The sequence below is a fragment of the Xanthobacter albus genome (genome assembly GCF_043194895.2).
In the GTDB taxonomy this organism is placed as follows: Bacteria; Pseudomonadota; Alphaproteobacteria; order Rhizobiales; family Xanthobacteraceae; genus Xanthobacter.
On record NZ_CM195532.1, the window covers coordinates 4,035,754 to 4,048,493 of the forward strand.

General features: G+C 69.6%; 12 protein-coding genes and 1 tRNA gene. 10 read left to right on the top strand and 3 right to left on the bottom strand.

Annotation, left to right across the window (positions count from 1 at the left end; all coding sequences use genetic code 11):
* Positions 1 to 212 precede the first annotated feature (212 nt).
* Positions 213 to 1,538: an urea ABC transporter substrate-binding protein gene (gene urtA / locus V5F75_RS18085; RefSeq protein ID WP_394035274.1), complete on the bottom strand. Its 1,326-nt coding sequence runs from the start codon at positions 1,536 to 1,538 to the stop codon at positions 213 to 215.
* A gap of 369 nt (positions 1,539 to 1,907) precedes the next feature.
* Between urtA and V5F75_RS18090 the strand changes: the two genes are divergently transcribed.
* The 6 genes from V5F75_RS18090 to V5F75_RS18115 all read left to right on the top strand — a co-directional run bounded on the left by V5F75_RS18090 (position 1,908) and on the right by V5F75_RS18115 (position 7,629).
* Positions 1,908 to 2,519, top strand: a complete 612-nt coding sequence (locus V5F75_RS18090) for a carbonic anhydrase (protein WP_394035276.1) — start codon at positions 1,908 to 1,910, stop codon at positions 2,517 to 2,519.
* Between the two features lie 152 nt (positions 2,520 to 2,671).
* Positions 2,672 to 4,051: a magnesium transporter gene (gene mgtE / locus V5F75_RS18095; protein ID WP_394035278.1), complete on the top strand. Its 1,380-nt coding sequence runs from the start codon at positions 2,672 to 2,674 to the stop codon at positions 4,049 to 4,051.
* Positions 4,052 to 4,152: 101 nt separating this feature from the next.
* Positions 4,153 to 5,502, top strand: coding sequence for a protease (locus tag V5F75_RS18100; RefSeq protein WP_394035280.1), 1,350 nt, complete (start codon positions 4,153 to 4,155; stop codon positions 5,500 to 5,502).
* Positions 5,499 to 6,680, top strand: coding sequence for an MFS transporter (locus V5F75_RS18105; RefSeq protein WP_394035282.1), 1,182 nt, complete (start codon positions 5,499 to 5,501; stop codon positions 6,678 to 6,680). The genes V5F75_RS18100 and V5F75_RS18105 overlap by 4 nt, the downstream gene beginning before the upstream one ends.
* A gap of 124 nt (positions 6,681 to 6,804) precedes the next feature.
* A complete protein-coding gene (locus V5F75_RS18110) occupies positions 6,805 to 7,275 on the top strand; it encodes a Pvc16 family protein (protein WP_394035284.1) in 471 nt (156 codons plus the stop codon).
* A gap of 186 nt (positions 7,276 to 7,461) precedes the next feature.
* Complete coding sequence (locus V5F75_RS18115) at positions 7,462 to 7,629, top strand: hypothetical protein (RefSeq protein ID WP_394035286.1); 168 nt, start codon at positions 7,462 to 7,464, stop codon at positions 7,627 to 7,629.
* A gap of 306 nt (positions 7,630 to 7,935) precedes the next feature.
* Here V5F75_RS18115 and V5F75_RS18120 read toward each other — a convergent pair.
* Positions 7,936 to 8,012: transfer RNA gene (locus tag V5F75_RS18120), tRNA-Pro, on the bottom strand.
* A 175-nt stretch (positions 8,013 to 8,187) separates the two neighbouring features.
* Here V5F75_RS18120 and fabI point away from each other — a divergent pair.
* From fabI to V5F75_RS18140, 4 genes are all read left to right on the top strand, one after another.
* Positions 8,188 to 9,015 (top strand): enoyl-ACP reductase FabI, encoded by an 828-nt coding sequence (fabI, locus tag V5F75_RS18125; protein ID WP_394035288.1) that lies wholly within the window; start codon positions 8,188 to 8,190, stop codon positions 9,013 to 9,015.
* A gap of 35 nt (positions 9,016 to 9,050) precedes the next feature.
* Positions 9,051 to 9,560: a hypothetical protein gene (locus V5F75_RS18130; RefSeq protein WP_394035290.1), complete on the top strand. Its 510-nt coding sequence runs from the start codon at positions 9,051 to 9,053 to the stop codon at positions 9,558 to 9,560.
* A gap of 100 nt (positions 9,561 to 9,660) precedes the next feature.
* The gene (locus tag V5F75_RS18135; RefSeq protein WP_394035292.1) at positions 9,661 to 10,299 is read left to right on the top strand and encodes a histidine phosphatase family protein; all 639 of its coding nucleotides are present in this window, start codon (positions 9,661 to 9,663) and stop codon (positions 10,297 to 10,299) included.
* Between the two features lie 173 nt (positions 10,300 to 10,472).
* Positions 10,473 to 11,225: a hypothetical protein gene (locus V5F75_RS18140; RefSeq protein ID WP_394035294.1), complete on the top strand. Its 753-nt coding sequence runs from the start codon at positions 10,473 to 10,475 to the stop codon at positions 11,223 to 11,225.
* Positions 11,226 to 11,352: 127 nt separating this feature from the next.
* On the opposite strand, the gene V5F75_RS18145 is transcribed toward V5F75_RS18140, so the two are convergent.
* Complete coding sequence (locus tag V5F75_RS18145) at positions 11,353 to 12,528, bottom strand: GGDEF domain-containing protein (RefSeq protein WP_394035296.1); 1,176 nt, start codon at positions 12,526 to 12,528, stop codon at positions 11,353 to 11,355.
* Positions 12,529 to 12,740: the final 212 nt, after the last annotated feature.

Sequence of the window (12,740 nt, forward strand, 5' to 3'; positions counted from 1 at the left end):
CGTTGCGCGCCCTCTCCCCGGGCTGGGGGGAGAGGGCCGGGTGTGAAGCCCTTCCGCGCGGCCGAGAGCTTTGCTTTGCGGAAGAAGCCCCTCGCCTCCACGCGGCCCGCCCCCACCGGGAGGCCGGCCGGAATCACCCGAGGCGAATGACGCGCGCGCCCGCAACCGCCATGACGGCGACGGCGGGCGCGCGGATGCTCAAGCGGCGCCCGTCATTTGGCGGCGGAGCCGAGGCAGACGTTCTTCACGGTGTCGAAGTTGCCGCAATTGTACTTCACCCAGTCGGCCACCAGGTTCTTGGAGCCTTCCAGGTAGCGCGACCACGCCTCGCCGGGGATCAGCTCCTTGGTCTTCCACACCACGTCGAACTGGCCATTGGCCTCCACCTCGCCGATGAAGACGGGCTTGGTGATGTGGTGGTTGGGAAGCATCTCGGAGATGCCGCCGGTGAGGTTCGCCTGCCGGATGCCCGGCAGCGCCGCGATCACCTTGTCGGGGTCGGTGGTGCCGGCCTTCTCCACCGCCTTCACCCACATGTTGAAGCCGATGTAGTGCGCCTCCATGGGATCGTTCACCACCCGCTTCGGGTTCTTGGTGAAGGCGAGCCACCTGGCGATGAATTCCTTGTTCTCCGGCGTGTCGATGGACATGAAGTAGTTCCACGCCGCGAGGTGGCCCACCAGCGGGTTGGTGTCGATGCCGGCGAGCTCCTCCTCGCCCACGGAGAAGGCCACCACCGGAATGTCCGTGGCCTTCACGCCCTGGTTGGCGAGTTCCTTGTAGAAGGGCACGTTGGCATCGCCGTTGATGGTGGAGACCACCGCCGTCTTCTTGCCCTGGGAGCCGAACTTCTTGATATCGGACACGATGGTCTGCCAGTCGGAATAGCCGAACGGCGTGTAGTTGATCATAATGTCCTCGTCCTTCACCCCACGGGACTTGAGGTAGGCTTCGAGGATCTTGTTGGTGGTGCGGGGGTAGACATAATCGGTGCCGGCGAGCACCCAGCGCTCGACCTTCTCCTCGTTGGCGAGGTAGTCCACCGCCGGAATGGCCTGCTGGTTGGGCGCGGCGCCGGTGTAGAACACGTTGCGCTCGCTCTCCTCGCCCTCATACTGCACGGGGTAGAAGAGGATGTTGTTCAATTCCTTGAACACCGGCAGCACGGACTTGCGCGACACCGAGGTCCAGCAACCGAACACCGCTGAAACCTTGTCCTTGGTGATGAGCTCGCGGGCCTTCTCGGCGAACAGAGGCCAGTTGGAGGCGGGGTCCACCACCACCGGCTCCAGCTTCTTGCCGAGCACGCCGCCCTTCTTGTTCTGCTCCTCGATGAGCATGAGCATCACGTCCTTCAGCGTGGTCTCGCTGATGGCCATGGTGCCGGACAGGGAATGCAGGATGCCGACCTTGATGGTGTCCTCGGCCCGCGCGGCGCCGCCCGCGCCCGCCAGCGTGCCGGCCGTGGCGCCCGCCAGCGCCGTCACGGCGGCAAGCCGCCTCAGTCCCCTGCCCGCCCTCTCGAACAAACGGCGCATGCCCGTCTCCCTCTGGCCATTCCCCGCCCTGCCGTTCAACGGTCCGGGCATGCCCAAACAGCAAGGGCCATGCCAAGCGCCGGGCGCGCAACCGGAAGCGGGCAGGCATGGGGGGAATCGCGCGCCCGGCCGGGCCCGCGGCAGGCGAATACATACCTAAATACCTCACACCAGCCCATCATCCAGGCAGTTGCACAAATCATCGCCATGACGATCCCTGCGCATCGCCGCCACCGGAGCCCACCTCCGGCCTCGGCGGCGGCGCCCATCCTCCCGCACGGGAAAGGAAAAACTTGTCACACCGGGCCTTGACGCGCGCGCCGCGCCGGCTTTCCGTGCGCGGGACACGAGGACGTGAGGAGAAACGCGGTGGATGAACTGATCGCGGGCTACAAGCGCTTCCGGGAGGTGGCCTGGCCGGAGCGCAAGCAGGTGTTCGAGCAGCTCGCTGCCAAGGGGCAGAAGCCGGAGACGCTGGTGGTCGCCTGCTCCGACAGCCGGGTGGACCCGCAGATGATCTTCAATGCCGGCCCCGGCGAGATGTTCGTGGTGCGCAACGTCGCGAACCTGGTGCCGCCCTACCAGCCCGATGCCAATTACCACGGCACCTCCGCCGCCATCGAGTTCGCGGTGCGGGTGCTGAAGGTGAAGCATGTGGTGGTGATGGGCCACGCCCAGTGCGGCGGCGTCCATGCGCTCCTGGAAGGCGCCCCTCCCAATGCTCAGGACTTCGTGGCGAGCTGGATGAAGATCGCCGAGCCCGCCCGCCGCATGACCACCGAAGCGGACCTGCCGGCGACCGAGCGCGCGCGCTTCTGCGAGCAGTGCTGCGTGAAACTCTCGCTGTCCAACCTCGGTTCCTTCCCCTGGGTGCGCGAGCGCGTCGCCGCCGGGGACCTGGGATTGCACGGCGCCTATTTCGGCGTGGCCACCGGCCGGCTGGAGGTGCTGCGGGAGGACGGGGACTTCCACGCCGCCTGAACCGCCGGCGGTGGTGATTTCATACTGTCATCAACGGCAGATTAGAGAAGGTCGGGGCCTTGCCGCGCGGGCATTCGCGCCGCGGCGGGCTCCGATGCCGAAGGCGAGGTCCCGAGCCGGCCGAGAGTGGCGTTCTACGGGGGAGAAATGGGATGAACGTGGGCAAGATCAACGCCGATGCCATGGCCGGCACCGCGTCTAACGCGCTGGTCGGCCGCCTCGGCCATGAGCACGTCGCCGATATCGTCGAGTTCCTGAACGCCAAGAAGGTGGAGGAAGCGACCGACGTGGTCGCCGCCATGCCGCTCGCCTGGGCGGTGGAGGTGCTCGACCAGCCGCAGTTCCACGATGCCTGCGAGGTGATCGAGGCCCTGCCCCAGGACAAGGCCGTCTCCATCCTGGAAGGCATGTCCGCCGACCGCGCCGCCGACGTGCTGCGCTGGGTGGACGACGAGGCCCGCGCCCGCCTGCGCAACGGCCTCAGCGTCGACACCCGCACCGCCATCGACCACCTGCTCACGTTTCCCGAGGGCACGGCCGGCTCGCTGATGACGACGGAGTTCGTCAGCGTGCCCGCCGACTGGACCGTGCAGCAGGTGCTGGACCACGTGCGTGCCGTCGAAAGCTCGCGCGAGACGGTCTACGCCATCTACGTGCTCGACCCGGCCACCCGCCGGCTCATCAACACGGTAACGCTGCGCCGCCTCATCTCCGGCGCGCCGGAGGCCAACATCCTCACCGTGGCGCAGCCCTACGCGCCCATCACCGTCTCCCCCACCCTCTCCCGCGAGGAGGTGGCGCGCACCATCTCCAAGTACGACTTCCTGGCGATCCCGGTGGTGGACACCACCGGCCACATCATCGGCATCGTGACGGTGGATGACGTCATCGACGCGATGATCGAGGAGCAGACCGAGGACGTCCAGCGCATGGGCGGCATGGAGGCCATCGACGAGCCCTATCTCGACATCTCCTTCTTCAAGATGATCCACAAGCGCGCCGGCTGGCTGTGCGTGCTCTTCCTTTCGGAAATGCTCACCACCTCCGCCATGCAGGTGTTCTCCGACGAGCTGGAGAAGGCGATCGTGCTCGCCCTCTTCATCCCGCTGGTCATGAGCTCGGGCGGCAACTCGGGCTCGCAGGCCACCTCGCTCATCATCCGCGCCCTCGCGCTGCGCGACGTGACGCTGAAGGACTGGTGGCGGGTCGCCATCCGCGAGCTGCCCACGGGCATCGTGCTCGGCGCCATCCTCGGCGTCATCGGCATCATCCGCATCGTGGTCTGGCAGGAAGCCGGCATCTTCGACTATGGCGAGTACTGGAAGCTGCTGGCCGTCACCATCGGCGCCTCGCTGGTCGGCATCGTGACCTTCGGCTCCATGGCCGGCTCCCTGCTGCCGTTCGCGCTGAAGCGCCTGGGATTCGATCCGGCCACCGCCTCGGCGCCCTTCATCGCCACGCTGGTCGACGTCACCGGCATCGTCATCTACTTCTCGGTGGCCTGGATGTTCCTGCACGGCACCGTGCTGTGAGCTGAAACGATGGCGGCCGGGCGCATTTCGCCATTGCGCCCGGCCGGTGCCCCGGAGCATCCTCCGCGGCCTCGCTGAAGATTCTTCCTGGAAGCGGCCCCATGGTGCAGCTCGCGTTCATCCTCGTCGGCGCGCGCGCGCTGCGCCGGCGGTGGTGGGTTCTCCTCATCGTCGCGCTGGCGCTGTTCGCGCTCGCCGCCCTCATCATCTCCGACCTTTTCGACGGCACCGTCAGCATCGCCGCCGAGCTGTTCGGCTACGTGCTGCTGTTCGAGGGCCTGCTGGGCCTGTTCATCGGCATCGCCAGCCCCAGCCCGGCGGGGCGGGTGTTCACCATCGCCCGCTCGCTGCTGCTGCTGGCGCTCGGCATCCTCATCATCGACCTGCCCCTGCGCAACGACACCGCGGTGGCGATCCTGTTCGGCCTCGCCTTCGTCGTGGACGGGGCGGCGCGCATCCTCTCCTCCTGGGTGGTGCGCTTCCCGCGCTGGCGCATCATGGCGGCGGTCGGCGCCGCCGAGGTGGTGCTGGCCGCGCTGGTGGTCGCCGACTGGCCCATGCCGCACCGCTACAACGTGCCGGTGTGCATGAGCCTGCTGCTCATCTTGAGCGGCTGGGTGGTGCTGCGCACCGCCCTGATGCTGCGCACCCACCTCGACGAGGTGGCGATCCTGGCGCTACCGGTGTTCGGCGCCCGCGACTGGTACGACAACGCCCCGGTGCTGGTGGACGACGACAGCGCCACGCCCTCGCGCCCCGAGCGCCACGCCGAGCCCATGACGGTGCGGGTGTGGACCCCCGTCGGCTCCGCCGACGTGCGCGAGCGCCGCCCGCTGATCGACCGCTACATCGCCGCCGTGGACACCGAGGGCTCCATCTCCACCGGCCATTCGGCGCTGGAGCTGGGGCCGGATCTCTACATCAGCCACTATCCGGCGCAGGAGATCGAGACCGGCGCCTCGGAATTCACCCGCCGCCTGCGCGCCTCGGCCGAGAACAACGTGCGCGGCCGCTTCCAGCCGTCCTATGCCCAGGAATCCGCCAATTGGTGCGAGGCGGACCAGAGGGTGGACTTCCACACCTACGACACCCGCCGCCTGCGCGCCTACTGGGCCGGCTACCGGCAGGACGACACCTACAACCTCACCAACCGCAACTGCTCGGTGGCGGTGGCGGCGGCGCTCGATTCGGCCCTGGAGGGGGCGCTCGCCACCCGCATGCCGTGGCTGCGCCTCGCCATGCTGCTGCTGAACCCGGACCTGTGGGCCGCCGCCTACATCCGCTCGCGCGCCCAGAGCATGAGCTGGACCCCCGGCCTGGTGCTCGACTACGCCCGCACCCTGAAGCGCATCGTGGAGCCGGGCGAGCGCTCCTTCCTCGCCCGGCTCGCCGATTTCCTGCGCCGCCTGCGCCCCCGCCGCGCCGCCGCCCCCGAAGGAAGCCTGCCATGACCGCCCCGGACACCGCCGCCGAAACCGCCCCGCTCCTTCCCGGCGGAGGGGAAGGCCACCTGCTGGCGCGCGGGGCGGTGATCGCCACCGCGGCGGTGTTCGGGCTCACCTACTCCCTCAGCGCGCCGCTGGTGGCGCTGGGGCTCGCTCAGCACGGGCTCTCGGAAACGCTGATCGGCCTCAACGCCGCCATGCATGCGGTGGGCGTGCTGGTCATCGCCATGCTGCTGCCGCGCATCGTCGGGCGGCTGGGGGCGCGGCGCGTCATCATCGGCGCGGTGGCGATCTCGGCGCTCACGCTGGTGGCGTTCCCGGCCATGCCCACGGTCTGGCTGTGGTTTCCGCTGCGCCTGGTGCTGGGCATGGCGGCCGAGGCCCTGTTCGTGACCTCCGAGACCTGGATCAACGCCCTCTCCACGGACAGCACCCGCGCCCGCGCCATGGCGGCCTACACCGCCGCCCTCTCCATCGGCCTCGCGCTCGGGCCGCTCATCCTCTCGCTGGTGGGCGCTGAGGGCGTCCTGCCCTATGCGCTCGGGGCGGCGATCTGCCTCGCGGCGGCGGCGTTCGTGGCCTCGCCGCGGGTGCCGGCGCCGCATTTCGATGAGCCGAGCGTGGGCTCGCCCGTGCACTATCTGCGCCTCGCCCCGCTGGCGCTGGGCGCCACCGCGCTCAATGCCGCCATCGAGACCGCCGGCCTCTCCTTCCTCGCCCTCTACGCCATGGGCCTCGGCTGGGGCGAGATGGAGGCGACGCGGCTGATGTCGGTGATGATGGTGGGCGCCATCCTGCTGCAGCTCCCCATCGGCTGGCTGGGCGACATCATGGACCGGCGGCGGTTGGTGATTGCGCTCGCGGCGGCCTCCGCGCTCGGGGCGGCGGTGTGGCCGCTGGCGCTCGGCCATGCGCTCGCCACCTATGCCCTGCTGTTCGCCTGGGGTGGCGCTTTCGTCGGCATCTACACCATCATGATCACCATCGTCGGCGCCCGCTTCAAGGGCGGCGATCTGGTGGGCATCTATGCGGTGAGCGGGCTGTTCTGGGGCCTCGGCGCCCTGGTGGGGCCGCTCGGGGCGGGCATCTCCATGCAGGTTCACGCGCATGGGCTCGCCTTCTTCGCGGCGGCGGCGTGCGGCCTGTTCGCCTTGGCCGCATGGCGCCTGCGCTCCCGCTGCTGACCCCCAGGGCGCTCTGGAGCGCGGCGGAAACCGGTTCGCGCGCAGGAAACGTGTCAACGTAAGCGGCCGGAGGGTCTCCCCCGTTTCAATGAAAGGGGGCACCCTCCGGGGAAAGGACGACGCCATGGCCCAGCCCGATCTCCCCGCCATCGCCCTGGAGGCCCTGCGCGGCCTTCTTGAGGATGCCATGGCGCGCCTGCCCGGTGAGCCGGTGGTGCGCGTCAGCTCCCCCTGGCAGGGGCCGGAGCACGGCCTGTTCGTGCATCTCCACGACATCGCCGGGCGCGACCCCGCGGCCACCGCCGAGCCGCGCTGGCGCCTGCGGCTGCTGATCGGCGCCTTCGCGGCCACCGACCTCGACGTGCACCGCCTGATGGGCCACGCGAGCGCTGCGCTTCTCGCCCGCCCCCGCATCGAGGCCGACGACATGGCGGCGGCCGCCACCCGCCTGCACCTGCCGGAGCCCGCGCCGGCCGGCCTCCACGCGCGCCTCGGCGCCGAGGCGCTTTCCATCGACGACATGACGCGCCTGTGGCGGCGCTTCGCGCCCATGCGCTACAGCCTCTCCTCCGGCTGGCGCCTGGAGATCGCCTAAAGCCCGCCGGACGGCGCAAAGGGCCCCCGCGAAAGAAGGACACGGCCACCACCGCCCAAAAGGCGATTGCTGGCAGGCGCCACTTGTTGCAACCTTGCTTTCATACGCCGGCGTACTTGGCGCAGCATTGTTTTCGTGGACCGTTGGAGCCGCCGCCCGCGCGCTCCGGAACATGAGGATGTGGCCATGACGACCGCATTTTTCGCCATCGTCACCGTCGTCGCGCTGCTGTGGATGATGCGCGTGGAAGCACGGCTTCGGGAAATCTTCGATCGCCTCGACCGCCTGGACCGGCAGGAGCAGGCCGAAGAGAGCGCCGCCGAAGCGCTCCAGGAGCGCTTGAAGATCTTCTGAGGCAGCCTCAGGCTCGCCTGCGGCACGCGCGAATCAGCCTCGGAAGCGGACAGGCTGCGCGCCCGATTCGAATCATCCGCAGCGAATCATCATCTTCCACCGCCGGCAGGAGTCGGCAGGAGGAATGATTCGCGCGAGCGCGCCGCTGCCGTATGCGAACGACACCAGCGAAGAAATGAAGGAAACAGTTCGGCCAAAGCCTGACCGCCAACGGCGGAGGACCTTGCGGTCCCGGTGAGCCCGACACCCTTAGGTGCGGCGCTCCCTTCGAGATCCGGCGACTGGTGCGCCGGAAACCTGAGGCACTGGTCGGAGTGGCAGGATTTGAACCTGCGACCCCCACGTCCCGAACGTGGTGCGCTACCAGACTGCGCTACACTCCGTGCCCAGGGCGCTGCTCCTAGCATGCTCTTTCTCCGGGATGCAAGTGCCAAGTTCAGCCCTGTTCGCTTGAACGGTGGATGGCCCCATGCCATAGGAAGCCGGCCACAGGGTGCCCCGCGCAAGCGGCGCCGGCCCGTGCGGCATCAACGGCTTGAGAATGTGGAGTGCGGGCAAATGGCGACGGACGGTTTCGCGAGCGGTCTCCTGAAGGGCAAGCGCGGGCTGATTCTGGGCGTCGCCAACAATCGCTCCATCGGCTACGGCATCGCCAAGGCGGCACGCGCCCAGGGGGCGGAGGTCGCGCTCACCTACCAGGGCGAGCCGCTGAAGAAGCGCGTGGAGCCCCTCGCCGCCGAGCTGGGCGGCCACCTCGTGGGCCATTGCGACGTGACCGAGCCGGAGACCATCGACGCGGTCTTCGCCGAGACGGAGAGGCTGTTCGGCAAGCTGGACTTCCTGGTCCACGCCATCGCCTTCTCCAACAAGGACGAGCTCGACGGCCGCTATGTGGACACGACCGCCGACAACTTCACCAAGACCATGTTCATCTCCTGCTATTCCTTCACCGCCATCGCGCAGCGGGCGGAAAAGCTGATGAAGGACGGCGGCTCGCTCCTCACCCTCACCTATTACGGCGCCGAGAAGTGGATGCCCCACTACAACGTGATGGGCGTGGCCAAGGCGGCGCTGGAGGCCTCGGTGCGCTATCTCGCCGCCGACCTCGGCCCCAAGGCCATCCGCGTGAACGCCATCTCGGCCGGCCCCATCAAGACGCTCGCCGCCTCCGGCATCGGCGATTTCCGCTACATCCTGAAGTGGAACGAGCTGAACTCGCCCCTGCGCCGCACCGTCACCACCGACGAGGTGGGTGACACGGGCGTGTACCTGCTGTCCGATTTGTCGCGAGGTGTGACCGGAGAGGTGCACCATGTGGACGCCGGATATCATATCGTCGGCATGAAGCATCCCGATGCGCCGGACCTGGCGCTGGTGCGTGACTGAGCCGCCCCGCGGCCAGCGCCGACAGGAGACCTGACATGCGGACCGCCCTGCGCCTCGCCCTCGCCACCCTCGTGCTGCCGCTCGCGATCGGGGCGACCGGCGCCGCGGCGCAGAGCCTGCCGACGCTCCAGCAATACCCGCTGCGGGACCGCATCCTCGGCCCCGGCGGCGCCTTCTTCCCCGATTACGTGACTCCGAGCTACTCTGGCTATTCCTACATGACCGGCATGGGCCCGGGCGCGCGCCTGCCCAAGGGCGCGATCTTCGCCGCCGGCACCGTGGACTACAACTGCCAGCAGAGCCAGGTGCCCACCATCAACGTGGTCTCCGCCCCGCCCGGCGCCAAGGTGAGCGTGGCCTACGCGCCCTTCACCATCACCGGCACCGATGGCGGCGCCACCACGCCCTGCCTGGGGCGGCCCACCAAGGGCGCCGTGGTCTTCTTCAAGGGCCGCCGCGCCTCCGGCCAGAGCGTGACCCTGCGCGTGACCTACCCCTCCCTCGGCGCGTGGTACGACCACGTCGTGCCGGTGCCCGCCCGCTGATGGCCGCCAGCGGGGGCGAGACGATGGCGCGCGGCGCGGGGCACTCCGCATCGCCGTGCGCGCGCTCACGCGCCACGACCCTGCCGGCAGGGCGCCGGCCATGACCTCCGCCGCAGCCTCCACCGAATCGCCTCCGCCCGCCGCCGCTCACGAGGCCCCGCGCCGCTTCTTCCTGGTGCGCCACGGCGAGACCGACTGGAACGTGGCGGGCCGCCTGCAGGGCCGGCGCGACGTGCCCCTCAATGCCCTGGGCCGCATCCAGGCCGGGCGCGTGGGGCGCGTGCTGCACCAGCTCGCGGGGCCGGCGGAGCAGCTCACCTTCGTATCGAGCCCGCTGGTGCGCGCCACCGAGACCATGCGCATCCTGCGCACCAGCCTCGACCTGCCGGCCCACGACTTCGCCACCGACATCCGCCTGGCCGAGCTCTCCTTCGGCCGCTGGGAGGGGCAGACCTGGCCCGAGCTGCGGCGCCGGGATTTCGACGCCGTGCGCCGGCGCGACCGCGAGCCGTGGACCTTCGTGCCCCCCGAGGGCGAGAGCTATGTGGACCTCTCGCGCCGGGTGCTCGCCGCCATCGAGACGCTGACGGGCGATGCGGTGATCGTCACCCACGGCGGCGTCATCCGCGCGGCGCTGCATGTGCTGGCGGGCATGCCCTCCGGCGAGGCGGCGGTGCTGCCGGTGCGCCAGGGCGCGGTCTATGTGGTGGCCGGCGGGCGCTTCGCGGTCGCCGACTGAGCGCCCGGCCACCCGCCGCATCGGCGCGGGGCCCCTCCCCTCTCCCTGGCATTCTTCTTGCTGCGACAAATCGTTGGGCCGCGCGCTGTCGCGAAGGCGACGCGCGGCGGCGGGCGTCCCGCGCCCGCGCGCGTTTCGTCGAACCGTTCATTCCAGTATTTCAGGGGATTTCCATGACCGACATGGCCGAGCTGCAGAAGCGCAAGATGCCCCTCAACCTCGCCATCGTGCACGTGGACCCGGACGCCTTCATCGCCAGCTACATGCCGTGGCTGGAGATCACCGCCTACATCATGGCCCAGCGCGCGGGCGAGCCGGTGGCCCCGGTGGAGGGCCGCACGCCCGCCCTCACGCCGGCGCAGCTCGCCACCGGCGGCGTGCACAACGTGGGCAACGACACGGTGTTCGCCTTCGCCATGACCGCCGCGCTGAAAGGCGACAAGGCCGCCGTGGACAAGGTGGAGGGCGCGCTCGTGGAAGCCATGGGCAAGGAATATCCGGGCAATTTCGCCCTCTGGCACTTCCGCGCCCAGATCGACGCGCCGCAGACGCTCGAGGACTTCGTGGGCCAGGCCGGCAAGAAGATGCTGGCCGGCGACATTCCCCCGCCCCCCATGCGCGCCAAGGAGAACTGGAACGCGGGGCTGCGCTTCTTCGAGAAGGCCCGCAAGTCCAATTTCGTGAGCGAGATCATGTTCCCGCTCGCCAGGTGGACGCGGGAGAAGTGGACCGAGACCCAGGAAAAGGGCATCGCCTTCATGGCCCACATCGAGGACAACGTGCCCCTGCTGCGCGAGCTGCTGGAGGACCCGCGCAACGACCAGGCCTTCATCGCCAACATGCTGCTGAAGATGGCGCCGGCGGTGGAGATGGAGCTGACGGACGAATACCAGGGCTTCCTGCGCTCCCTCGCCCGGCGGGACTGAGGCCAGGGGCCGGCGGCCTCGCCTCACGGATGTCGGGCGAGCCCGTGCGGCATTCCGGCGAAGCCCGCCCGGCCCCGGTGGGAAAACGGGGAGGTGGGGTGAGCCGCCGGGCCCGCCGAAGGCGCGCTCAGGCGCCCGCCGGCATCGCCGCAAGCGCCCCGCCGCCCAGCGTGAAGCCGTTGCGCCCGGAGTCCTTGGTCTCGTAGAGGGCGCGGTCCGCAGCCTCGATCAGCTGGTCCAGCGTGCCCGGCCCCGATCCATCCGCCATCGCGACCCCCACGCTGGCGGTGAGGCCTATGGAGTGCCCGCGCCAGTGCAGCGGCGCCTCGGCCACCAGCCGCACCAGCCGCGCGGCCACCTCTGCCGCCTCGCCGGGAAGCGGGTCGTCGATCAGCATGGCGAACTCATCGCCGCCGAACCGGGCCGCCATGCCCCGTGGCCCGGCACAGACCGCGCACAAAGCGGAGAAGTGACGCAGGCAGGCATCCCCGGCGGCATGGCCCAGCCGGTCGTTGACGCCCTTGAAATTGTCGAGGTCGATCAGGAGCACCGCCAGCGCCTGCCGCTCGGCCCGCGCCCGGCCGAAGGCCTCCTGCGCCGCCTCCAGGAAGTGGCGCCGGTTCGGCAGCTCGGTGAGGTGATCGGAAGTCGCGAGCCGGGCGAGCTTCAGGCGCAGCCGGTCCACCGCCATCAGCAGGAAGCCCAGATACCAGAAGCCCGCGCCCACGATGACGGCCAGCAGCAGATATGCGGCGACCTGATAATAGCCCGCATCGGAAAGCCGCCCGAGAAGGCGCAGGATGTTCAAGCCGGCCTCGGTGGCCTGGCCCGCGATGGCGATGAGGATGCCGGCCGCCGCCACCCGCGTGCCGAACATGCCGTGGCCCCACCGCCAGAGCACCAGGAACGACAAGGCCAGCGGCACCAGCTGGCTGCCGGCATAGGCCACGTTCTGCCCCGCCCGCGTGTCGCCCGCCAGGAGGCCCGCAGCCACTGCCCCGGCCACGATGAACGCGCCCGTGCGCAGGCGCGTGCGGAAGCCGTGGAACTCGCGGATGCCCTGCCACACCAGCACGAACCCCGCGACCACCACCGCATTCCCCATGATCATGAAGGCGCGGCCCCAGGGCGTGCCGTCGCCGGACATGAGCAAGCCGCCAAGGGTCGTCATGACAGCCGCGCCGAGCCACCAGCGGGCGCCGGGAATGTCCCGGTGCACATAGGCGAAGCCCGCCCAGATCACGCAATAGCAGAGCGAGTTGAGCAGGATGATCAGGTAGAGTGTCTGGAAGTCCAGCCTCATCGTCGCTTCCAGGAATCGAACCTGCGCGGAGCCCGCGCGCCGGGCGGCGGCGCGCCGCGAGCGCAGGTTACACGATGCCGCCGCAGAAGAAAGCCGGATGGGGCCGGAACGCTCACCCTTGGTTGCATCCGCACCAGGAAACACACCCGTCCCGCTGACCCGAGGGCTGGCCGTGGCGGCGGGAACGGGCTATGCGAGATCGATGGCCGACC

What these genes read in the sequence shown, in the direction of transcription:
- mgtE (WP_394035278.1), top strand. Translation starts at nt 2,672, where the DNA reads ATGAACGTGGGCAAGATCAACGCCGATGCCATGGCCGGCACCGCGTCT.
- V5F75_RS18130 (WP_394035290.1), top strand. Translation starts at nt 9,051, where the DNA reads ATGCGGACCGCCCTGCGCCTCGCCCTCGCCACCCTCGTGCTGCCGCTC.
- fabI (WP_394035288.1), top strand. Translation starts at nt 8,188, where the DNA reads ATGGCGACGGACGGTTTCGCGAGCGGTCTCCTGAAGGGCAAGCGCGGG.
- urtA (WP_394035274.1), bottom strand. Translation starts at nt 1,538, where the DNA reads ATGCGCCGTTTGTTCGAGAGGGCGGGCAGGGGACTGAGGCGGCTTGCC.
- V5F75_RS18140 (WP_394035294.1), top strand. Translation starts at nt 10,473, where the DNA reads ATGACCGACATGGCCGAGCTGCAGAAGCGCAAGATGCCCCTCAACCTC.
- V5F75_RS18115 (WP_394035286.1), top strand. Translation starts at nt 7,462, where the DNA reads ATGACGACCGCATTTTTCGCCATCGTCACCGTCGTCGCGCTGCTGTGG.
- V5F75_RS18135 (WP_394035292.1), top strand. Translation starts at nt 9,661, where the DNA reads ATGACCTCCGCCGCAGCCTCCACCGAATCGCCTCCGCCCGCCGCCGCT.
- V5F75_RS18105 (WP_394035282.1), top strand. Translation starts at nt 5,499, where the DNA reads ATGACCGCCCCGGACACCGCCGCCGAAACCGCCCCGCTCCTTCCCGGC.
- V5F75_RS18110 (WP_394035284.1), top strand. Translation starts at nt 6,805, where the DNA reads ATGGCCCAGCCCGATCTCCCCGCCATCGCCCTGGAGGCCCTGCGCGGC.
- V5F75_RS18100 (WP_394035280.1), top strand. Translation starts at nt 4,153, where the DNA reads ATGGTGCAGCTCGCGTTCATCCTCGTCGGCGCGCGCGCGCTGCGCCGG.
- V5F75_RS18145 (WP_394035296.1), bottom strand. Translation starts at nt 12,528, where the DNA reads ATGAGGCTGGACTTCCAGACACTCTACCTGATCATCCTGCTCAACTCG.